Raw genomic sequence first — 21,576 nt, 5'->3', positions numbered from 1 at the left:
AAGGTGCCCGANGCGCGGGCACCGCGACGCAAACAGCCAGCGCCCCTCACCCCAACCCCTCTCCCGCTTTGCGGGAGAGGGGCATAGCGCATGCGGCAAATCCAGCCCAGCGCGCAATACGGCAAAATAGCCGCGTTTCCCCAGCCGAAGCCCCGCAATGACCGCCCCCGCCCGCACCGCCGATCCGTCCGCGTCCCGCTCCATCGCCGACCTGTACGCGCAGCATTTCGCCGAACTGCAACGCCGCACCGAACAGGCGCTGGCGCGCGGCGGGTTCGATCATCTGGTCGTTCCCAGCGGCACCCTGCACTACCAGGTGTTCGACGACCGCGACTATCCGTACGCGGCGAACCCGCAGTTCAAGGCCTGGGTGCCGCTGACCCGCAACCCGGGCAGCTGGCTGGTCGCCACGCCCGGGCAGACGCCCAAACTGATCTACCTGCAGCCCTTCGACTACTGGCATGTCGTGCCGCAGGCGCCCAGCGGCTGGTGGGTCGAGCATTTCGACGTGATCGTGATCCGCACGCCCGAGGAAGCGCTCGCCCATCTGCCCAAGGACCCGGCGCGTTGCGCCATCCTCGGCGAGCCGCTCAGCACGCTCGGCGAGTTCGCGCCGAACAACCCGCAGCCGGTGATCGACTATCTCGAATACCACCGCGCGTTCAAGACCCCGTACGAAGTGGCGATGATGCGCGAGGCAACGCGCAAGGGCGTGCGCGCGCACCGCGCCGCCGAAGCCGCGTTCCGCGCCGGCCGCAGCGAGTTCGACATCCACCTGGCCTACTGCGCCGCCGCGCGCCAGGACAGCAACGAACTGCCGTACAACAACATCGTCGCCCTCAACCAGAACGGCGCGGTGCTGCACTACATGGAACTCGATCGCGAGGCGCCGGCGCAGTCGCGCAGCTTCCTGATCGATGCCGGCGCCAGCCATCACGGCTATGCCTGCGACATCACCCGCAGCTACGCCAGCGACGCTGGCAGCGAGTTCCAGGCGCTGATCGACGCCGTGGACGCGGCGCAATTGGTCATGTGCGATCAAGTCCGCGCCGGCACCGACTACAAGCGCATCCACCTCGATGCGCATCTGGCGCTGGCCGGCATCCTCAAGGATTTCGGCGTGCTGAAAACCAGCGCGGAAGCGGCGGTGGAAACCGGCGTCAGCGGGGTGTTCTTCCCGCACGGCATCGGCCATGGCATCGGCCTGCAGGTGCACGAAGTCGCCGGTTTCGCCGCGTCCGATCGCGGCGGCCGTATCGACAAGCCCAACGGTCATCCGTATCTACGTTTGACCCGGGTACTGGAACCCGGCATGGCGGTGACGATCGAGCCGGGTTTGTATTTCGTCGATCTGCTGCTGGATGGATTGCGCAAGGGCGAACACGCCGACAGCGTCGACTGGAACCGCATCGACCAGTTCCGCCCGTTCGGCGGCATCCGCATCGAGGACGACGTGGTCTGCACCGACGCCGCGCCGCTCAACCTCACCCGTGACGAATTCGCCGCGAGCGCCTGAGCCACGCATGCAGCGCATCTTGTTCGTCTGCAGCCAGAACAAGCTGCGCAGCCCGACCGCCGAGCAGGTGTTCGGCGGCCGCGACGATCTGGAAGTGGCCTCGGCCGGGCTCAATCACGACGCCGAGCAGCCGCTCGGCGCCGAGTTGGTCGAATGGGCGCAGTTGATCTTCGTGATGGAGAAGGCCCAGCGCAGCAAGCTGCAACACAAGTTCCGGCCGCAGCTGCGCGGCAAGCGCGTGGTCTGCCTGGATATTCCCGACGACTACGACTACATGGCGCCGGCATTGGTGACCTTGCTGCAGGCACGGGTGCCGCGGCATCTGTGATCGGCGCGCCGCATGTACGGCACGCCGCGCACCATCACCAGACCTTGAACACCCGTCCGCTCTGGATGCCTTCGACGCTGCGCTGATAACCCAGCGCCGCGCGCGCGGCGGTGACCGGTTCGAAGCCGGGGAAGAACGGGCCGTAGTCGGCCCACGATTCGCTCAGCACATTCGGGCTGACCGCGTTGATGCGCAGCCCGCGCTTGAGTTCGAACGCGGCGCCCTGGACGAAGCCCTCGATCGCGCGATTGACCGCGCTGGCGTTGGCGCCGGCCTTGATCGGTTCCTCGGCGACGATGCCGGTAGTCAAGGTGATCGAACCGCCGTCGTTGAGATGCTGTTGGCCGAGCAAGGCCAACCGCACCTGCCCGAGCAGCTTGTCGTTGAGGCCGATCGCGAAGTCCGACGGCTTCATCGATTCCAGCGGGCCGAAATGCAGCACGCCGGCCGCCGACACGATCGCGTCGAGCTTGCCGGTGCGCGCGAACAAGGCCTCGACGCTGGCGTCGTCGGTGATGTCGACCGGGTAATCGGCGCTGCTGCGGCCGGCGGCGAGAATCTCGTGATGCTTGAGGGTGTCGGCGATGGCGCGACCGAGGGTGCCGCTGGCGCCGACGAGCAGGATCTTCATGACGGGAATTCCGGTGGGGAGACAGGACGCCAGTCTGCGCGCCATGGCGTCGACGGTGAATGCGCTAGGATTTCGCGCTCCCCTAACTGACGGTTAGCCCATGGACAAGCTGCGCAGCATGGCCGTGTTCGTGGCGGTGGCCGAGACCGGCAGCTTCGCCGCCGCGGCTCAGGCCGAACACCTGTCGGCGGTGATGGTCGGCAAGCACATCAAGCAATTGGAAGACCACCTCGGCGCGCGCCTGCTTCAGCGCGATACGCGCAAGCAGCACCTCACCGAAGTCGGCGCCGCATTTCTCGACGATTGCCGGCGCATCCTCGATCAGGTACGCCACGCCGAATCGGTCGCCGAGCGCCTGCGCGACGACGACCGTCCGCGCGGGCGGTTGCGGGTGACCGCGCCGTTCACGCTGGGCGGTAGCGCGGTCGCGGACGTGGTGGCCGAATTCCTGCAGCGCCATCCCGAGGTCTCGGTCGATCTGGTGCTGTCCGACCGCATGTCCGATGTGATCGCCGAAGCCTTCGATGCGGCGATCCGGATCGGCCCGCTCGCCGATTCCGATCATCTGGTGGCGCGGCCGCTGCGGCCTTACCGCATGATCGTCGCCGCCTCGCCCGAGTACCTGCGCACGCGCGGCACCCCGACCGATCCGCGCGAACTGCTCGATCACAGCTGCCTGAGTCATCTGCTGTGGAATCGCGACGCCGGCTGGCGTTTCGATTCACTCTCGGCCGAGCCGCTGCGCGTGAGTGGGCGCTTCGCATCCAACCACGGCGAAGCCTTGCGGCGCGCGGCGCTGGCCGGTTGCGGCATCGTGTTGCAACCCGAAGTGCTGCTGGCGCAGGACATCGCCGCGGGCCGTCTGGTAGCGCTGTTCGAAAACGAGTTGCCTCCGCCGCGGCCGGTGCATCTGCTGTATCCGCGCGATCGGCAGCCTTTGCCGAAGCTCAGCCGGTTTGTGGAGTTGGTGTTGGAGCGGATGGGGCCGGATGGTGTGGGGCTGGAGCGTTGAGTGGACGCTTGGCGCGAGCGTCATTGGCTTTCGTGCTGCGCTGGAGCTTTCCACTGACGTTTCTACTGAGCACTTTCAAGCATTCGCGACTCCGCGCCTTCACGCCGCTGCGGCTTTAACCAAAGACGTCAGCCCAACATCCCCACCGACCACGAACCTCCAATGAAGGACCCCCTCTTTGTAAAAGGGGGGCCAGGGGGGATTTGCTTTGGCTTTGGCTTTTTGGACAACAACAGCGCAGAGGCAGAGCAATAGCAAAAGCAAAAGCAAATCCCCCCTGCCCCCCTTTTACAAAGGGGGGAACAGCAAAAGCCGCGCTGCTCGGGCTTGAGCTTCATTTCCCTCCTCACCTCCAGCGCTGCGAAGCCACCAACTCGCGTTAGCAAGCGCACACCCGGAGGGCGACGCGCATGGATGCGCGTCGCGCGCCACCGGGACAGGATGTCCCGTATGGCGCGTGCCCGCGTAAGCACCGCACTTGCGGGCCTTTGATCCAAANTTTCTTTTGTCGCTTTTGACAAAAGAAAGTGACCCGCCGCTTTAGTGGCGGAAGCTTTTGATCCTGCTCAAAAGCTTCAGAACTTCAGAGCTTTTGTGGCAGCGTTGCAGGCCATCGGCGGCGTAAAAGCAAATCCCCCCTGCCGCCCTTTTACAAAGGGGGGGGAAAGCAAAGGCGGCTCGCTGGAAGAATTTGTGGCGCACGGACCGGGCAAGAAGAAACAACACGAGACAAGACGGAACAAGACGAAAACGAAGCGAGTCGCGTCTGATCGAAGTCACGACGAATCACGTCGAGACGAGTCGAGTCGGTTCGCGTCGGTTCGCGTTCAAGCGAGCCGATACCGAATCGAATCAATGCGAAGCGAGCCGAGTCGACCCACTCCAAACCACCCAACCCTCAAGCCGCCCGCCGCTGCCCCATCAACGCCTCGATCTCATCCGCGCTGCGCGCCAACTTATCGGTCAACACCTCGCAACCGTCCTTGCCGATCACCACGTCGTCCTCGGTGCGAATACCGATGCCGCGCCATTTCGGATCGACCGTGGTGTCGTCGCTGGACACGTACAGCCCCGGTTCGATGGTGAACACCATGCCCGGTTCGAGCAGACGCGATTCGCCGTCGATGCGGTATTCGCCGACATCGTGAACGTCCAGACCAAGCCAATGCCCGGTCTTGTGCCGATAGAACCGGCGGTAGCTGCCGTCGGCGAGGTTGCGTTCGAGCTTGCCCTTGAGCAGGCCCAGCCGCAGCAGGCCTTCGGTCAGGGTTTCCACCGCGGCCAGATGCCCGGCCTCGTACGGCAGACCCGGCCGTGCCTGCGCCAAGGCCGCGGCCTGGGCGGCGCCGACCAGATCGTGCAGCGCGCGTTGCGCCGGGCTGAAACGGCCGTTGACCGGGAAGGTGCGGGTGATGTCGGCGGCGTAGCCGCGGTATTCGGCGCCGGCGTCGATCAGGACCAGATCGCCGTCGCGCGAGGCCGCGTTGTTGGCGCGGTAATGCAGCACGCAGGCATTGCTGCCGGCGCCGACGATGCTGCCGTAGGCGGGCTCGGCATCGAAACGGCGGAACACCGCCTCGACCTCGGCCTGCAGTTCGTACTCGCGCATGCCCGGCCGCGCCGCGCGCATCGCCGCTTCGTGGGCGAGCACGCTGATGTCGGCGGCGCGCTGCATGAAGCGCAGCTCGTCGCGGTCCTTGAACAAGCGCAGTTCGTCGAGCAGATGCCCCAGCACCAGAAACTCGTGCGGCGGCTGCGCGCCCTGACGGACCATCTCGCGCACCCGGTTGACCCAGCCGATCAGCTTGAGATCGAAGTCGGTGTCGCGGCCGAAGTGGTAGTACACCCGGGTGCGGCCTTCGAGCAGGCCCGGCAGGATGTCGTCCAGGTCGGTGATCGGGTACGCATCGTCCAGGCCGAACGCGTCGACCGCGCTTTCCGGGCCATAGCGCGGGCCGTCCCAGGCTTCGCGCTCGGCGTCGCGCTCGCGGCAGAACAGCAGGGTCTCGCCATGCTTGCGGCCCGGCACCAGCACCAGCACCGAGTCGGGCTCGGGGAAGCCGGTCAGGTAACTCAGGTCCGAGTCCTGGCGGAACGGGTAATGCGTATCGCGGCTGCGGATCAGCTCGTGCGCCGAGGGCACGATCACGATCGCGTCGCCGCCGGCCATGTCCATCAGCTGCTTGCGCCGGCGCGCGTACGCCTTGGCCGGCATGGTCAGCGCGGTGTGCATGTCAGTTCAGCCGCTGCCTGTGCTGCGCCGCCATCGCCACGTCGCCGTGCAGCAGCAGGGCGACGATGCGGACGAATTCCTCGATCTCGGTGAAGGCTTCTTCGTCCTCCTCGTCGCCGTCGTCCTGCGGCGCGGCCGCGGCCAGGCGGGCGAGATCGCCGAGCGCCTCGCTGCTTTCCTCCGACAGGTTCGGCGCGGCGCCCGCGGCCAGGCCGAAGCCGCCGAGGAAGCCGCGGCACCAGTCGAACAGGGCGCCGCTGCGCTCGCTCAGCGAGGCGTCGGCGTCGGGCAGCAGCAGGTCGAAGCCGAAGCTGCGGTCGGCCAGTTGCGCGGCGCTGGTCAGGCGCAGGTGATCCAGCGCGCCGTCGGCGACCGGGGTCGCGATGCCGGGGTCGGCGAGCACGCGCGCGGGCCAGTCGCTGACCGACGCGCCGCCACCGGCGAGCCAGCCGCACAACGAACCGTGCAATTCGGAAGGCGAAGCACCGAGCGAGAGGCTGCGGCTCTCGGCATCGACATCGGACAACAAGGGCAATTCGGTCGCGGCCACAGGCATGGGATCGAGGGGGATGGGGCAGTTTAGCAATGCGCGGCGCATTGCGGCCTGTGCGGGAAGTCCGCCCTGCGGACATTCGTGGCGGCGGCGATAGCTCGCGCCGCAAGCGCGCGGCGACGGCGAAACCCGCTCGAACCAACGGCGTGCCGGAAAAGATAGCTTCAGAGCTTGTTGCTGCCACGACCGCTTGCCTACACTGCGGCTCTTGTGCCTTGCGCCACGGTGTCCGTGCGTTCCTTATCCCCCGCCGCCCTGCTGACCGCCGGTCTCACCGCTTTGCTGCTGTGGGCGACGGCGTGGCCGCAGCGTTCCGAGGCGGCCACGCGCGACTTCTATTTCTCGCGCCTGGGCAGCGAACAAGGGCTCAGCCAGAACTCGGTCACCGCCTTCACCCAGGACGTGCACGGCTTCGTCTGGGTCGGCACCCAGGGCGGCCTGCACCGTTACGACGGCCAGCGCTACCTGCCGTATCGCCACGATCCGCGCGACCCGGCCAGCCTGCCCGACAGCTACGTCACCGCGCTGGCGCTCGACGGCCAGCGCGCGTTGTGGATCGGCACCCATTCCGAATACCTGGCGCGGCTGGACCTGGCCAGCGGCAGCATCCATCGCTACGGCGCGCCCGATTCGCAGGCCGGGCGCCAAGTCGTCGCGCTGATGCCGTGGCGCGAATCGCTGTTGATCGGCACCCTCGCCGGCCTGGAACGGCTGGACCCGCAGACCGGCACGCGCGAACTGCTGTTGGCGCTGCCCGGCGAGGCCAGCCGGCAATCGCCGTGGCAGGCGCTGGCTCAGGCCCGCGACGGCAGCGCCTGGCTGGTCAGCGCCGCCGGCCTGCATCGCATTTTGCCCAGCGGCAAGGTCGAACGGATCGGCGCGGCGATCGCCCTGCGCAGCGTGATGATCGACCGCCGCGGCCGGCTCTGGGCCGGCGGCGCCGACGGCCTGTACCGACTCGACGGCCACACCGGCATCTTGGTCAAGGTCGAGGACGAAGCTTTGTCGGCGCTGCGCGACGCGCGCGCAATAGTGGAAGCGCCGGACCGGCGGATCTGGATTTCCGGTTACGGCAACGGCCTGTACCGGCACGATCCCGACAGCGGCCACACCCAGCGCGTGCACGCGCAATCCGGGGTCGAGGCGACCCTGCCGGAAGACACTATCAACGCGCTGATAGTCGACCACGGCGGCCTGCTGTGGGCCGGCGGCCAGTTCCGCGGCGCCGCGGTCGCCGATCCGCGCGGCACCCGTTTCAGCTATGTGCTCGACCTGGACGACGACCACGGCCACGGCGCGGCCTCCGACGCCAGCGTGCGCAGCCTGGCCCAGGACGACAGCGGCGCGATCTGGATCGGCACCGACAGCGCGCGCCTGCGCCGCTACGACCTGTCCGGCGATCGGTTCCAGGACCTGACCGGCCTGTTGCCGGCGGCGGCGCGGCAAGGTCCGATCGGCGCGATCGCGCGCGAACCCGACGTCGTCGCCGCGCCCGGCACCACTGCGGCCGAAGCCCGCTCGCCGCACAAACCCACGCCCGGCCGCCTGTGGCTGGCGACCCGCGCCGGCCTGTTGCGGCTGGAACCGGGCACCCAGCGGGTCGAGACCATCGACCTGCGCGGCTACCGCGACGCCCCGCTGCGCACCCTGCAATTCGCCCGCGACGGCAGCCTGTGGCTCGGCGGCGAAGACATCGGCGCGCTGCACTACCTGCCCGAATCCGGCGCGCTGGTCCGCTACGCCTACCGCGAAGGCGATCCCAAGGGCCTGAGCCATCCGCGCGTCAACGCGATCCTGGAAGACCGCAAGGGCCGGATCTGGCTCGGCACCGGCGACGGCCTGGACCTGCTCGATCCCGACACCGGCTACCTGCGCCACTACCGCCACGTCACCGATCAGGCCGACAGCCTGCCGGGCAATCTGGTGCTGGCCCTGCATCAGGCCGCCGACGGCACGATCTGGGTCGGCACCCAGGCCGGTTTGAGCCGGGTGATCGAATTCGGCGACGGCCGCATCCGATTCGAACACCCGCTCGCGCAGGTGCTCGGCGACCATCCGGTGCCGGTGGTGTTCACCATCGCCGAGCGTCCGGCCGGACGGCTGTGGCTCGGCACCGACGCGGGCATCCTGCGCTTCGATTCGGGCGCCTCGCTGGTGCGCCGCTACGGTCTGGCCGACGGTCTGCAGGATCTGGAATTCAATTCCGGCGCGGTCGCCACCCTGGCCGACGGCCGGCTCGCGTTCGGCGGCGTGCGCGGGCTGAACCTGTTCGATCCCACCCGCATCGCCGATTCGCGTTACACCCCGCCGGTACGTCTGCTCGGCGCCTGGATCGGTTCGGACACCAGCGCCGGCGCCAGCGCGCTGTGGCAGTCGGCCAAGCTCGAGGTGCCCGACGGCGCCGGCATCCTGCGCCTGCGCATCGGCGCGCTGGATTTCGGCCCCAACAGCGGCATCCGTTATCGCTACCGCATGGACGGGTTCGACCGCGACTGGATCGACAACGGCCCGCGCCAGGACATCACCTACACTCGCCTGCCGCCCGGCCGCTACCTGTTCCGCGCCCAGTCGACCAACCGCGACGGCGTGTGGAACACCCAGGAGCTGCGCATCCCGGTCAGCGTCGATCCGCCGCTGTGGCGGCATCCGCTGGCGATCGCCGCCGCGGCCCTGGCCGCGCTCGGCCTGCTGCTGAGTTTCGGCTGGCGCTGGCACGTCGCCCGCCAGCGCGAACGCGGCTATTTCACCCAGATCCGCGAACGCGAAGAACGCCTGAAACTGGCGCTGTGGGCCTCGGGCGAACAATTCTGGGACTACGACCTGCAACGGCGCGAACTGCACCGCATGCGCGTCGACGACCACAACCCGCAATCGCCCGACATCGGCGTGCAGGCCGACATCGCCGACGATCACGAGATCCATCCCGACGATCTGTCGCGGGTCACCGAACTGCTGCGCAAGCACCTCAAGGGCGACGCCGCGCTGTTCCTGTCCGAGCACCGCATGCGCACGCCCAAGGGCGAGTGGGGCTGGGTGCGCGCCCGCGGCCGGGTGGTCGAGCGCGACGCCGAGGGCCATCCGGTGCGGGTCGCCGGCACCGGCCGCGACGTCACCGCGATCCGCAGCGCCGAACGCGAACGGCGCATTTCCAGCGAAGTGCTGCGCTCGATGGCCGAAGCGGTCGCGGTGTTCGATCGCGACTTCGTGTTCGTCTCGATCAACCCGGCGTTCTCGCGCATGACCGGCTACCCCGAGAACGAAGTCATCGGCCAGACCACCGGCCTGCTCGACAGCCGCCAGCACGACCCGGAGTTCTATTCCGACATGCGCGCTGAGTTGCAGCGCAGCGGCCGCTGGTCGGGCGAGATCTGGCAGCAGCGCAAGGACGGCAACGAATTCCTGTGCTGGCTGCAGGCCTCGATCGTGCTCGACAGCAGCGGCCAACGTGGCCACTACGTCGCGGTACTGACCGACATCACCGACCAGAAGCGCGCCGAACAGGAACTGCGCTACCTCGCCAACTACGACACCCTGACCAGCCTGCCCAACCGCACGCTGCTGTCGGAGCGGCTGTCTCGCGCGATCGTGCGCGCACGCCGCCATGGCCATCGCATCGCGTTGCTGTTCCTCGATCTTGACCGGTTCAAGGACATCAACGACTCGCTCGGCCACGCCGCCGGCGACCGCATCCTGCGCGCCGCCGCGGTGCGCCTGCAGGAAACCGTCGGCGCCGAGCACACCGTCGCCCGCCTGGGCGGCGACGAATTCACCGTGGTGCTGGAAAACCTCGACACGCCCGAACAGGCCGAGGACGTCGCGCGGCGCCTGATCAAGGCGTTCGAAGCGCCGCTGGATTTCGACGAACGCCATGACGTGGCGATCTCGCCGTCGATCGGCATCAGCGTCTATCCCGATCACGCCCAGGTCCCGACCGACCTGCTCAAGCACGCCGACACCGCGATGTACCAGGCCAAGGCCGCCGGCCGGCGCACCTTCATGCGCTACACCGAGGCGATGGACGTGGAGATCCGCCAGCGCGCGACCATCTCCGCCGCGCTGCGCAAGGTGCTCGATCGCGGCGAGCTGCGCCTGGTCTATCAGCCGCGGCTGTCGCTGCCCGAAGCGCGCATCAACGGCGTGGAAGCGCTGCTGCGCTGGAACAGCCCGGAGCACGGCAACATCCCGCCGTCGGAATTCATTCCGCTGGCCGAGGAAACCGGGCTGATCCTGGAAATCGGCGAATGGGCGATGCGCGAAGCCTGCAACCGCCTGCGTCAGTGGCGCCAGCAGGGGCTCGATCAGCTGTCGGTGTCGGTCAACGTTTCGGCGATCCAGCTGTTGCGCGGCGACCTGCCCAAGATGGTCGCCCGCGCGCTCAGCGAAAGCGGCATCCCGCCGTGGCGGCTGGAACTGGAGCTGACCGAGAGCGTGGTCATGTCCAACGCCGCGCACACCTCCACCACCATGCAGGCGCTGCGCGAACTCGGCGTGGCGCTGGCGGTGGACGATTTCGGCACCGGTTATTCCTCGCTGGCCTATCTCAAGCGCCTGCCGATCAACACGCTCAAGATCGACAAGGAATTCATCAGCGACCTGACCCGCGACCCCGACGACGAAGCGATCACCAGCACCGTGATCACCATGGCCCATTCGCTGGGCCTGAACGTGGTCGCCGAGGGCGTGGAACTGGAAGAGCAGATGGAATTCCTGCGCGCGCACGGCTGCGACGAAATCCAGGGCTATTGGCTGGCCCGCCCGCTCGAGGCCGACGTCTGCCTGAAGTTCATCCAGGAATGGCAGCCGCCGGAGAGCCTGCGTCCGGCGGTTTGAGGTTCAGGCTGCGGTCCGGTGTCCGGCCGCAGGAGCGGCGTCCTACTGGATTTGCTTCGGTCACGAGCCGCGCCCGCGTCTCGTCCGTTCACCGCGCCGCCTCAATCGCGCCCGTCCTAAACGGCCGCCGCCCCAACCGCCACACCCCACCTTGACCGCCCCCGCCCCGGCCTGCCATCGTGCCGGGATGGAACGCGCCGAACTTCTCGCCGAATTGCAGTCGCTGCTTGCCCGCGTCGACGAGCTCGGCGACCGCGTGCGCAAACTCAGCGACGAGAACCGCAGCCTGCGCCAGCAGCAGGAACAACTGGTCGGCGAACGCTCGGCCCTGCTGGCCAAGAACGAGCAGGCGCGCACCCGCGTCGAGGCCATGATCGCGCGACTCAAGTCGCTGGAGCAGCACACGTGATCCCCCTTTCGATGAACCCGTTCGGATGAGCCTGAGCGCATGACCAGCGAAGCCGTCAGCATCAGCCTGCTCGACCGCGAATACACCGTCGGCTGCGAGCCCAACGAGCGCGACGACCTGCTCGCCGCCGCGCGCATGCTCGACAGCAAGATGCGCGAAATCCGCGGCAGCAACCGCATGGCCGCGCTCGACCGCGTCGCCGTGCTGGCCGCGCTCAATTTCGCCCACGAATTGCAGCAACTGCGCGGCGACGGCAGCAGCCGCGACCGCGAGCTCTCGCGCACCCTCGACGAATTGCACCGCAAGCTCGACAGCCTGTTCGACGCCGCGATTCGCTGAACATCGCACGCTGTCCGCCGGTGCGCCTGCGGCGCATTGGCTGTTGCCGATTGCTGATCGTCGACCACAGACACAAACCGCAGACCGCAGACCGCAGACCGCAGACCGCAGACAGAGTTTGCGGCTGCGCCCGCAACAATCGGCCCGACAGCCCCTCCTCTCCCAGACCGTCATCCCCGCGAAGGCGGGGATCCAGGGCTCGACCGCGACGAATCCACGATTTCCCCGCACGCACGCCGCGTACCGCTGAGAACCGTCACCAAGCCGCAACGACATCGCCACAAGTCGGCGTACACGGCACCGCGCAACAAACACACACACCCACGCATGCCACCGCATCGTCGCCATCGTTGCGACTGCGCGCGACCGTGATCACGCAAGTCCCCGTTCATGCGTATCCGCATAACACAAGCGCATGAACCGCAACGCTGCATCGCCGACGAGCGGACTGACCTGCGCGAACGCAGGCGCTATACTCCCGCCCACGTCCTCTGCTGTGCGCGACGGCCTGCCAAACATTCGCCTTGTCCCTTAATAACGACACCGGGGACGCAACCGGAATCCGGAGTGCAAGTCCGCCTCGTAGCGGGAAGCCCGAAGATCCCCAAGCGTCCCCACTTGAACCCAGGGTTCAAGGTCGTTTCGCAAGCATCGTCATTGGCGGAGGACTACTTTTCCCGAAACGGGCGCGAGATCACCGCAGGTGAACTCGCGCCCGTTTCCTTATGCCCGCGCGACAGGCCCGCGCGTTCCGCCATCGGCCGCGTCCGCGCACGGATCCCGGTAAAATCGACGCAGGCCGCTCTCACCGGCATGGATCGTCGACACAGACCACCGGCGCCGACCAGCGGCATGCATCGCCGACCCAGCCAAACCCGGCCTCCCCGATCCGCCCCTCTCAGGACCCCGCCCATGACCGACGATCGCAAGACGCTGCGCCGCGAACTGCGCGCCCGCCGCCGCAATCTCGGCGCGCCCGCGCGGATCGCCGGTGCCGAGGCCATCGCCGCGCGCCTGCTGGCGCTGCCGTTCGCGCCGAGCGAGGGCTATGTGGCCGGTTACTGGGCGATGGACGGCGAAATCGCCCTGCACGCCTGGCAATTGCGCCTGCCCAAGGACTGCATCTACTGCCTGCCGGTGCTGCATGAAGACCAGCGGCTGCGATTCGCGCCGTGGCGGCCGGGCGATGCGCTGATTCCCAATAAGTTCGGCATTCCCGAGCCCGCGCTGGCGGAAACCTCGTTGCTCGAGCCCGAACAACTGAGCCTGATCGTGCTGCCGCTGGTGGGATTCGATCCGCGCGGCCACCGGCTCGGCATGGGCGGCGGCTGGTACGATCGCAGCTTCGCATTCCGCCAGCAGCGCGCCGCGCCGCCGTGGCTGGTCGGCGCCGGGTTCGAGACCCAGCGCGTTGATCGCCTCGACGCCGCCGACTGGGACGTCGCCCTGGACGCGGTCTGCACCGAGGCCGACACCCTGGACTGCCGCTCCGCCGTGTTCGCCTGACCCCTCTCCACGTCCCCACAGAGTCCCGCATGACCGCACGCCGCCGCTACTGGCTGATGAAGTCCGAACCGGACACCTTCTCCATCGACGACCTGCAGCGCGTCGGCGTCGAGCCGTGGAATGGCGTGCGCAACTACCAGGCGCGCAACTACATGCGCGACGGCATGAAGACCGGCGACGGCGTGCTGTTCTATCACTCCAACACCGCCGTGCCCGGCATCGTCGGCATCGCCAAGATTTCCAGCGAAGCCTATCCCGACCCGACCCAGTTCGATCCCAAGTCCGACTACCACGATCCCAAGAGCAGCCGCGAAGAACCGCGCTGGTTGCTGGTCGACGTCGCCTTCGAACGCAAACTCAAGCGCACGATTTCGCTCGACGAGATCAAGGCGCGCAGCGAACAGCTCGGCGAAGACTTCGCCCTGACCCGTCGCGGCAACCGCCTGTCGGTGCTGCCGGTGTCGGCGGCGCAGTGGAAGTTGTTGTTGGCGATGGAGTAGTGGGGCCGGGAATCGGGATTGGAGATTCGGGATTCGCAAAAGCGCGTCCTCGATCTTCCGTCCGATCTCGCGCCAGCCGCTTGTGTTTTTTCTAATCCCGAATCACGAATCTCGAATCCCATGTCCGAAGCAAAACGCCTGGCCGGCGAAAAAGCCATCGACTACATCGAAGACGGCATGATCGTCGGCGTCGGTACCGGTTCCACCGTCGCGTTCTTCATCGAGGCCCTGGGCCGGGTGAAGCATCGCATCAAGGGCGCGGTGTCCAGCTCCGAACAGAGCAGTGCGCGCCTGCAGGCGCTCGGCATCGAAGTGCTCGATCTCAACGCCACCGGCCCGCTGTCGTTGTACGTGGACGGCGCCGACGAGTGCGATCCGCACAAGCGCCTGATCAAGGGCGGCGGCGCCGCGCTGACCCGCGAGAAGATCATCGCCGAGGCCAGCGCCAAGTTCGTGTGCATCGTCGATCCGGCCAAGCGCGTCGACGTGCTCGGCAAGTTTCCGTTGCCGGTGGAAGTCGTGCCGATGGCGCGCAGCCTGGTCGCGCGCGAAATTCTCGGCATGACCCGCGGCCAGCCGGTGTGGCGCCAGGACGCCAACGGCGCGGGCGTGATCACCGACAACGGCAATTACATCCTCGACATCCACAACCTCGCCATCGTCGATCCGGTGACGATGGAATCGGCGATCAACCAGATCCCCGGCGTGGTCAGCGTCGGCCTGTTCGCGCGCCGCCCGGCCGACATCGTGATCGTCGGCGGCGAACCGCCGATCGTGCTCTAAGCGACTGACGCGACAAGCGATCTCAGTCGACGCGACGATCCGCCGGCAGGCTCGGCGGATCGGTTCCAGGCTCAGCACCGGGCTCTGTTCAGGCGCCGATTCACCCGCCCGCGATCGCGCGGCGCGATACTGAGTCCCCATGCGTGGCCCGCCGCCGTGACCCTGCGCTGCCTGTTCGTCGACTTCAACTCCTACTTCGCCTCGGTCGAGCAATTCGACCACAAGGAGTTGCGCGGCCGCCCGGTCGGCGTGGTGCCGGTGATGGCGGCGACCACCTGTTGCATCGCCGCGAGCCCCGAAGCCAAGCGCGTCGGCGTCAAGACCGGCACGCCGGTGCACGAAGCGCTCGAGCGCTGCCCCGAGATCATGATCGTGCAGGCGCGGCCGGCGCGTTACGTCGAGCTGCATCACCGGCTGATCGCCGCGATCGAAGACTGCATCCCGATCGACGGCAAGCCGTTGTCGATCGATGAAGTCGCCTGCCGGCTGATCGGCCGCGAACGCCAGCGCGACCAAGCCATCGCGATCGCGCACAAGATCAAGCAGACCCTGATCGATCGCGAGCTCAGCCCGATCCTGTGTTCGATCGGCATCGCGCCCAACACCTTCCTGGCCAAGACCGCCTCCGACATCCAGAAAGTCGACGGCCTGACCGTGATCGAACTTTCCGACTTGCCGCACGCGCTGCATGGCCTGCAATTGCACGACCTGTGCGGGATCGGCCCGTCGATGCTGCAACGGCTGATCGATGCCGGCATCGACACGGTCGCAAAACTGACCACCGCACCGCGCGAGCATCTGCGCGCGATCTGGGGCGGCATCGAAGGCGAGCGCTTCTGGGCGCAACTGCGCGGCATCGAGCCGCCGTCGCGACAGCGCAAGACCGTCGCCTCGGTCGGCCATTCGCACGTGCTCGACCCGCAGATGCGCAGCCCGCAAGGCATGCGTTCGGTGTTGTTCAAACTTCTCGCCAAGGCCGCGATGCGGCTGCGCGGTGAGCGTTGCCAGGCGCGCGGCATGAGCCTGCACATCCGTTTCGTCGGCAAGGAAAAACGCTTCAGCCGCGACCTGTCGTTCGCGCCGCTCGACGACACCCCGACCCTGCTACAACTGATGGCCGACGCGATCGAACCGCTGATGCGCGCCGCCGACGGACGCTGGAACGTGCAGCGCTACCCGCCACTGTCGGTCGCGGTGTCGCTGACCGATCTGCAACCCAGCGCCGCCGACACCGCGTCGTTGTTTCCCGATCGACATCGCAATCAGGCCTTGACCCGCGTGCTCGATCAGGTCAATCAACGCTACGGCCACAACCGCCTGTACTTCGGCACCATGCAGCACGCGCTCGAGCAAGGCGCCGCGCCGATGCGCATTCCGTTCCAGCACATTCCCGATCAGGCCACCGAAGCCGACGTGGGCGACCCCGCGCACGCCGATCCGAGCATGGACGAGCTGTGGCTGCGGCGCGAACGCCAGTTCAAGGCGATGGCCGAAACCGCGCATCGTCAGGCGCGCGAACGTAGCAAGCCCGCGAAACCGGTCGGCCCGTCGCATCAACCTTCCGGCGTAGGCGGCTGGGTGCGCAAACGCCGCGACCAAGGCGAGCCCGGCGGTCGCGGCACCACCGGTTCGCTGTTCTAAATCCCTCGCGCGAGTCACGTTCGCTCCCTGTAGGAGCTGCGCAAGCCGCGACCGCGCCCCAAACCAACGACGTATCCCTGCCATCGCGACTTCGCCACGACCGCAATCGCACAACTCACCAAGAAAAACGGGCGAGGCCGAAGCCCCGCCCGTCTTGCTCAACACCAACGCTTACGCATCCACCGCCACGAATCCCCCGGTCTGCCGCTTCCACAACCGCGCATACAACCCATCGCGCGCGATCAACTGCTCATGCGTCCCGGTCTCGATGATGTGGCCGCGATCCATCACCACCAATCGATCCATCCGAGCGATGGTCGACAAACGATGCGCGATCGCGATGACCGTCTTGCCGGCCATCAACGTCTCCAGACTCTCCTGGATCGCCGCCTCGGCTTCCGAATCCAACGCCGAAGTCGCTTCGTCGAGGATCAGGATCGGCGCATTTTTCAACAGCACCCGCGCGATCGCGATGCGTTGACGCTGGCCGCCCGACAACTTGACCCCGCGCTCGCCGACCAGCGCGTCATACCCCACCCGGCCCTCGCCATCGACCAGACGCGGAATGAACTCATCCGCGCGCGCCTTGCGCACGGCCTCGAACATCTCCGCATCGCTGGCCTCCGGCCGGCCGTACAGCAGGTTGTCGCGGATCGAGCGATGCAGCAGCGAGGTGTCCTGAGTGACCACGCCGATCTGCGAACGCAGGCTTTCCTGAGTGACGCCGGCGATGTCCTGCCCGTCGACCAGGATGCGACCGCCTTCCAGATCGTACAGCCGCAGCAGAATGTTCATCAGCGTCGACTTGCCCGCGCCCGACGGCCCGACCAGACCGATCTTCTCGCCCGGCTGCACCTCCAGATCCAGATCCGCGATCAGGCCGCTGTCCTGGCCGTAATGGAAATGCACGTTCTCGAAACGCACGCTGCCGTGTTCGACCTGCAACGGCAGCGCGTCGACGCGATCGGTCACGGTCAACGGCCGCGAAATCGTCTCGATGCCGTCCTGCACCGTGCCGATGTCCTCGAAGATGCCGTTCACCGTCCACATGATCCAGCCCGACATGTTGTGGATGCGAATCACCAGACCGGTCGCCAACGCGATCGCGCCGACCGTGATCGCGCCGCGATGCCACAGCCACAACGACAGGCCGCAGGTGCCGGCGATCAACAGGCCGTTGAGCACGCTGATGCTCACGCCCATCAACGTGGTCATCCGGGTCATGTCGCGCGAACGCTGGGTCTGTTCGACCATAGCCTCGGCCACGTACTCCTGTTCGCGCCGCGAATGCGCGAACAGTTTCAGCGTGGTGATGTTGCTGTAACCGTCGACGATGCGGCCCATCAGCTTGGAACGCGCATCCGACGCGCGCCACGAGCGCTCCTTCACCCGCGGCACGAAGTAACGCATCAAGCCGATGAACAACACGATCCACACCAGCAACGGCACCACCAGCCACACATCGGCCTGGGCGAACAAATACACCGCCGACGCCGAATACACGATCACATACCAGATCGCGTCGAACGCCTGGGTCGTGGATTCGCGCAACGACGGACCGGTCTGCATGATCCGATTCGCGACCCGGCCGGCGAAATCGTTCTGGAAAAAGCTCAGGCTCTGCTTGAGCATGTAGCGGTGCGTTTGCCAGCGCACCAGGTTGGTCATGCTCGGATGCACGGCCTGATTGAGCAGCAGGTCGTGCAAACCCAGGCAGATCGGACGCGCGATCAGCATCACCGCCGCCATCCACAGCAGCTCGCTGCCGTGCCGGGCGAACAAAGCCTCGGCCGGCGTGGTGTTGACCAGATCCACGACCTTGCCCAGGTAGTCGAACATCACCACCTCGACGATGGCGACGAAGAACCCGACCACGGTCAGGACCACGAATACCGGCCAGGCCTGACGGATGAAATGCCAATAGAACGCCGCCACCGAACGCGGCGGCATGGTCTCCGGCGCGGGCCGGAACGGGTCGATCAACGATTCGAACCAACGAAAAATCATCATGGCGATCAGCCTTGTTTGAACTTGGAAACTCCCGCGGCGCGAGTCATCCGCCCGCGCCGGCGAGGCGCATGCGATGACGCACGAGAGCGAACGGGCGCAGGGTGCGCCGGATCAACGAATCGGGAGAGAGAGGCGGCGGGCGAGCGCGCGCGATCCAGGGCCATGACAGACCCCAGGCACGAACGACCTGCCTGACACGGCCCGGGCATCGCCCTGGACCGCGGAATCGGACTTAGTGCTGAACCTTGCCGATGGTGGTGAACTTCATCTGGACCTCTCCTTGCGCTCTTGGATCGGCCGGCCCGGGATCAATCGCCGGGCCGCGCGGGTCGCGATGCGCGACCAAGGGCGAGTGTAACCGCGCCGTGCGTTCGTTGCATCCGCCCAAAGTCGGTGCGACGTCGCGATATTGCGCATCACGGGCGCTACGACATACGCCGAAACGCCGGTTCTGCGTTTCGAACTACGCGCTTACAGATCGCGATGCAGCCACTGACCGCCGCTGTAAAACAACTCATGCAGCATGTTGTCGCCGCCGCGATAGGCGATGCGGGCCATACCATTCGCATCGACGAACCCCATCGGATCGGCATTCGCTGTCAGCGCGCCGCGGGTGGCGCTCAGATCGTTGAGCAACCATTGGCCGTTCCAGTCGACCAGTTCGAAGATGCGCCCGTCTTCGCCTCGGTACACCACACGGGCCGCGCTGCCGGCGACGAATCCCATCGGATTACCAAGCCCTTTCGGGGCTCCGGTCAACATCGACAGATCGGTATGAGTCCACGCCCCGTTATTGATCCGCAACTCATGCAGATACCCCGCCGAATCCAGATAGACCACACGTGGCAAACCATTGACGTCGGCGAATCCCTGCGGGTCGGAGCGCACGGTGGCGCCCGGCCCTGCCAATGCCGTCATGTCCCATTGCCGCCACTCGCCGTTCCAGAGATACAGCTCGCCGATGCCGTTATCGACGGTGCGGAACACGACTCGCGGCGCACCGCTGGCGACATAAGCCATCGCGCTCAAGGCCGGCCGCGGACGCGCCGGCACGCTCTCGGTCGACAGATTCGCGCGATGCCAGCCGCCGGCGTCCATATACAGTTCGTGGATATCGCCGGCCATGTCGCGATACACCACATGCGGCATGTTCCCGCTGTCGACGAATGTGCGCGGATCGGAATAAGCCTCCGCCGCACCGAGCCCGGCTGAGAGATTCCACTCGCTCCACTGGCCGTTGTAGCGAAAGATCTCGCGGATCGCGCGGTTGGTATCGCGATAGACCACGCGTGGCGCAGCGGCGGCGAAGTAACCCACCGGCTCGCCGAGCGCCGGACCGGCCGAAAGCACGGCCTTGTTCGCCGCGCCTTGACCGATCTCACCCTGGAACAGCTGAATCGAGTTGTCGCTGTTACGGAACACCACGGCCGAGCCATCGCCGATGTAACCGGCCGGTGCGCCCGCCGCCGAGTGCTCCAGAACCGAGGTGATACGAATATTGCTAACGCTCATGCCGAGCTGAGCGTGGCCGGTCGCTGCGTTTTTGTCGTGGATTTCGCCGTTCACGTTCAACAGGGTGATGTCGTAGTCGAGCGGGTTCAGTGAGATCTCCGGCAACAGATCGGTGGGCTTGGCTCGATAAGTCGCTAACGCTTCAAGAACCGCACGAAACTGGCTTGATGACATTCGAAAATGCACCCGCCCAGCGACAGGGACGTTGGTCTGGTAGACCATGGAATCGGGCATACGCTGAATCCAATGCGCCTGATGCTCCGGCTCCATCAACCCGGTCTGTGCGATCGGATGCGTCAGCGTTCCCGAGTTATCGCCATGCACCTCTTGATTGTTTGCGTACTTGGGATCGCGCGTGTAGAACTCGACCGCCATCGAAAAGTCGCACACCTTCGGAGGCTTGACCGGCCCACCGGGCACCGGCTGCTCGCAGTAGTAAGGCTGTCGATTCCTCGCGATCAACTGGAAATATGCCTGCGCGGACCCATCCTTGACCGTTCCGTTGGGGAGCCAGTCGTTCTTGGTCGATCCGTCATGGTGAACACCGACATCGAATGCCACATCGAACTGGTGTGCCGCCGTAGGGAACAACTTGGCAAGCGGAACGCCCGGGTAGTACCAACAACCGGCATTCATCGAGCCATGGCCGTCGTTTACATTCGCGGTGCCATTGAAGCGGCGAAAGTTCGGATCGAGCGAGTTCATCCACATGCCCACGCGCCCGTCGTCGAGTTGCAATCCCGAACGACCGAAGGCATCAGTGAAGCCGCGCTGGACGTCGCTGAGCGGACCTGGCGGATTGAAGCCTGTGTATTGACCGATATTCCAGCTCGTCATCGGCTGCAGCGGCGCCTCTTGACCGGCCGTCTCGAACCAGAAGCTCCATAGTTTGAAATGGTTGAACTGGGGGAGCATCAGGCTCCCGGACGGCGATGCGATCGGCTTGCTGACCACGCTGTCGATCTGCGACCTGGAAACGAGCGGCTGATAGAACGGCAGTGACGGCGCCAGCTGATTTTGCGCATTCGGCGGCGTCAATCCATAAGCCATGCAATCCAGTGGAGCCAACGTTACTGCCGGTTGCGTTTCCGCGGCCACTGCTCCCGCTGAAAAACACATAGCGATGAGCACGCAGGGCCTCAGAAACGTCAGGGACGTGCACCTTGATTGCGACGAAGTATCTTCCATGGTTGTTCCTTGCTCACTGCGTCATTCCGGATCACCTGACCGGACTCCGGGTGGATTCTGCCGGTCGGGTGTCGCATTGAATGCGTCGTCGACGAATCCCAGCAGAACGGTCTCAGCTTCCGCGCAGATAGCGTGATCTGACGCGTTTACAGGTTGAGGGATGACACAACGAGGCCGTGTCCTCGCGCATCAATCGCTTCATATCCCATGGCGGAGACTCGGGTCGAACTTGGTTTGGCGCGACGTTTTGTGCATTGATGTTGAATCGCCGGCGCACAGATACCGGCGATGCACCACACCTGATCGGCGGCACAGGCCAATCGAGACCCAACAGTGGGATGCTCGTGGGGCGTCGCAGCCGGAACAGCCCTAAGGCGCAACCGATTAAGGGCGCCGGTCTAGTTGACACGCAGCGGCGATAGCTTCGTGTAGGAGCAGCGCAAGCCGCGACCGCGAGCCGACACATACGCCGCAAGCCCGGGTCTACCGGGTGGCGGTTCCCGTTTATGAAGTAAGGCGCTAGCGGAACATCAGGCAACCGACGCAAGCGTCTTGGCGCGGTGGCGGCTTGTGCCCGAAGGAAAT

General features: G+C 66.3%; 15 protein-coding genes and 1 other RNA gene. 11 read left to right on the top strand and 5 right to left on the bottom strand.

All coding sequences use genetic code 11. The annotated features are described in order from the left end of the window. The first annotated feature begins 157 nt into the window (after positions 1-157). Both pepQ and ASD86_RS04030 read left to right on the top strand, forming a co-directional pair. Positions 158-1,516, top strand: a complete 1,359-nt coding sequence (gene pepQ / locus ASD86_RS04035; RefSeq protein ID WP_056107214.1) for a Xaa-Pro dipeptidase — start codon at positions 158-160, stop codon at positions 1,514-1,516. Positions 1,517-1,523: 7 nt separating this feature from the next. Next, complete coding sequence (locus tag ASD86_RS04030; protein ID WP_056107211.1) at positions 1,524-1,844, top strand: low molecular weight protein tyrosine phosphatase family protein; 321 nt, start codon at positions 1,524-1,526, stop codon at positions 1,842-1,844. A gap of 34 nt (positions 1,845-1,878) precedes the next feature. Here the strand turns inward: ASD86_RS04030 and ASD86_RS04025 are convergent, their stop codons facing one another. After that, a complete protein-coding gene (locus tag ASD86_RS04025; RefSeq protein WP_056107208.1) occupies positions 1,879-2,475 on the bottom strand; it encodes a short chain dehydrogenase in 597 nt (198 codons plus the stop codon). Between the two features lie 100 nt (positions 2,476-2,575). Here ASD86_RS04025 and ASD86_RS04020 point away from each other — a divergent pair, with 100 nt between their 5' ends. Next, the gene (locus tag ASD86_RS04020) at positions 2,576-3,487 is read left to right on the top strand and encodes a LysR family transcriptional regulator (RefSeq protein WP_056107205.1); all 912 of its coding nucleotides are present in this window, start codon (positions 2,576-2,578) and stop codon (positions 3,485-3,487) included. An 898-nt stretch (positions 3,488-4,385) separates the two neighbouring features. On the opposite strand, the gene ASD86_RS04015 is transcribed toward ASD86_RS04020, so the two are convergent. Both ASD86_RS04015 and ASD86_RS04010 read right to left on the bottom strand, forming a co-directional pair. After that, complete coding sequence (locus ASD86_RS04015) at positions 4,386-5,720, bottom strand: aminopeptidase P N-terminal domain-containing protein (protein ID WP_056107201.1); 1,335 nt, start codon at positions 5,718-5,720, stop codon at positions 4,386-4,388. Position 5,721: 1 nt separating this feature from the next. Next, positions 5,722-6,276 (bottom strand): UPF0149 family protein, encoded by a 555-nt coding sequence (locus ASD86_RS04010; RefSeq protein WP_056107199.1) that lies wholly within the window; start codon positions 6,274-6,276, stop codon positions 5,722-5,724. 228 nt (positions 6,277-6,504) lie between these two features. Between ASD86_RS04010 and ASD86_RS04005 the strand changes: the two genes are divergently transcribed. The 8 genes from ASD86_RS04005 (at position 6,505) to ASD86_RS03975 (ending at position 16,281) form a co-directional block, all read left to right on the top strand. Further along, the gene (locus ASD86_RS04005) at positions 6,505-11,103 is read left to right on the top strand and encodes an EAL domain-containing protein (protein WP_157476119.1); all 4,599 of its coding nucleotides are present in this window, start codon (positions 6,505-6,507) and stop codon (positions 11,101-11,103) included. A gap of 187 nt (positions 11,104-11,290) precedes the next feature. Then, positions 11,291-11,512 (top strand): TIGR02449 family protein, encoded by a 222-nt coding sequence (locus ASD86_RS04000; RefSeq protein WP_036108784.1) that lies wholly within the window; start codon positions 11,291-11,293, stop codon positions 11,510-11,512. Between the two features lie 39 nt (positions 11,513-11,551). Further along, positions 11,552-11,851, top strand: a complete 300-nt coding sequence (locus tag ASD86_RS03995) for a cell division protein ZapA (protein ID WP_056107194.1) — start codon at positions 11,552-11,554, stop codon at positions 11,849-11,851. A 485-nt stretch (positions 11,852-12,336) separates the two neighbouring features. Further along, positions 12,337-12,522, top strand: a non-coding RNA gene (ssrS, locus tag ASD86_RS25725) — 6S RNA. A gap of 241 nt (positions 12,523-12,763) precedes the next feature. After that, on the top strand, positions 12,764-13,357 hold the full coding sequence (locus tag ASD86_RS03990; RefSeq protein WP_036108788.1) for a 5-formyltetrahydrofolate cyclo-ligase: 594 nt from the start codon (positions 12,764-12,766) through the stop codon (positions 13,355-13,357). A 29-nt stretch (positions 13,358-13,386) separates the two neighbouring features. Further along, on the top strand, positions 13,387-13,857 hold the full coding sequence (locus tag ASD86_RS03985; RefSeq protein ID WP_056107192.1) for an EVE domain-containing protein: 471 nt from the start codon (positions 13,387-13,389) through the stop codon (positions 13,855-13,857). A gap of 120 nt (positions 13,858-13,977) precedes the next feature. After that, a complete protein-coding gene (gene rpiA, locus ASD86_RS03980; protein ID WP_056107190.1) occupies positions 13,978-14,640 on the top strand; it encodes a ribose-5-phosphate isomerase RpiA in 663 nt (220 codons plus the stop codon). Between the two features lie 156 nt (positions 14,641-14,796). After that, positions 14,797-16,281: a hypothetical protein gene (locus ASD86_RS03975; RefSeq protein ID WP_082578052.1), complete on the top strand. Its 1,485-nt coding sequence runs from the start codon at positions 14,797-14,799 to the stop codon at positions 16,279-16,281. Between the two features lie 171 nt (positions 16,282-16,452). On the opposite strand, the gene ASD86_RS03970 is transcribed toward ASD86_RS03975, so the two are convergent. Both ASD86_RS03970 and ASD86_RS03965 read right to left on the bottom strand, forming a co-directional pair. Next, positions 16,453-18,285, bottom strand: a complete 1,833-nt coding sequence (locus ASD86_RS03970) for an ABC transporter ATP-binding protein (RefSeq protein WP_157476163.1) — start codon at positions 18,283-18,285, stop codon at positions 16,453-16,455. Positions 18,286-18,762: 477 nt separating this feature from the next. Further along, the gene (locus ASD86_RS03965; protein ID WP_056107185.1) at positions 18,763-20,853 is read right to left on the bottom strand and encodes a hypothetical protein; all 2,091 of its coding nucleotides are present in this window, start codon (positions 20,851-20,853) and stop codon (positions 18,763-18,765) included. Positions 20,854-21,576 lie beyond the last annotated feature (723 nt).

Origin of the sequence: Lysobacter sp. Root690 (assembly GCF_001427785.1) — a bacterium.
Lineage (GTDB): Bacteria > Pseudomonadota > Gammaproteobacteria > Xanthomonadales > Xanthomonadaceae > Lysobacter.
This window is presented reverse-complemented; position numbering and strand designations above follow the sequence as displayed.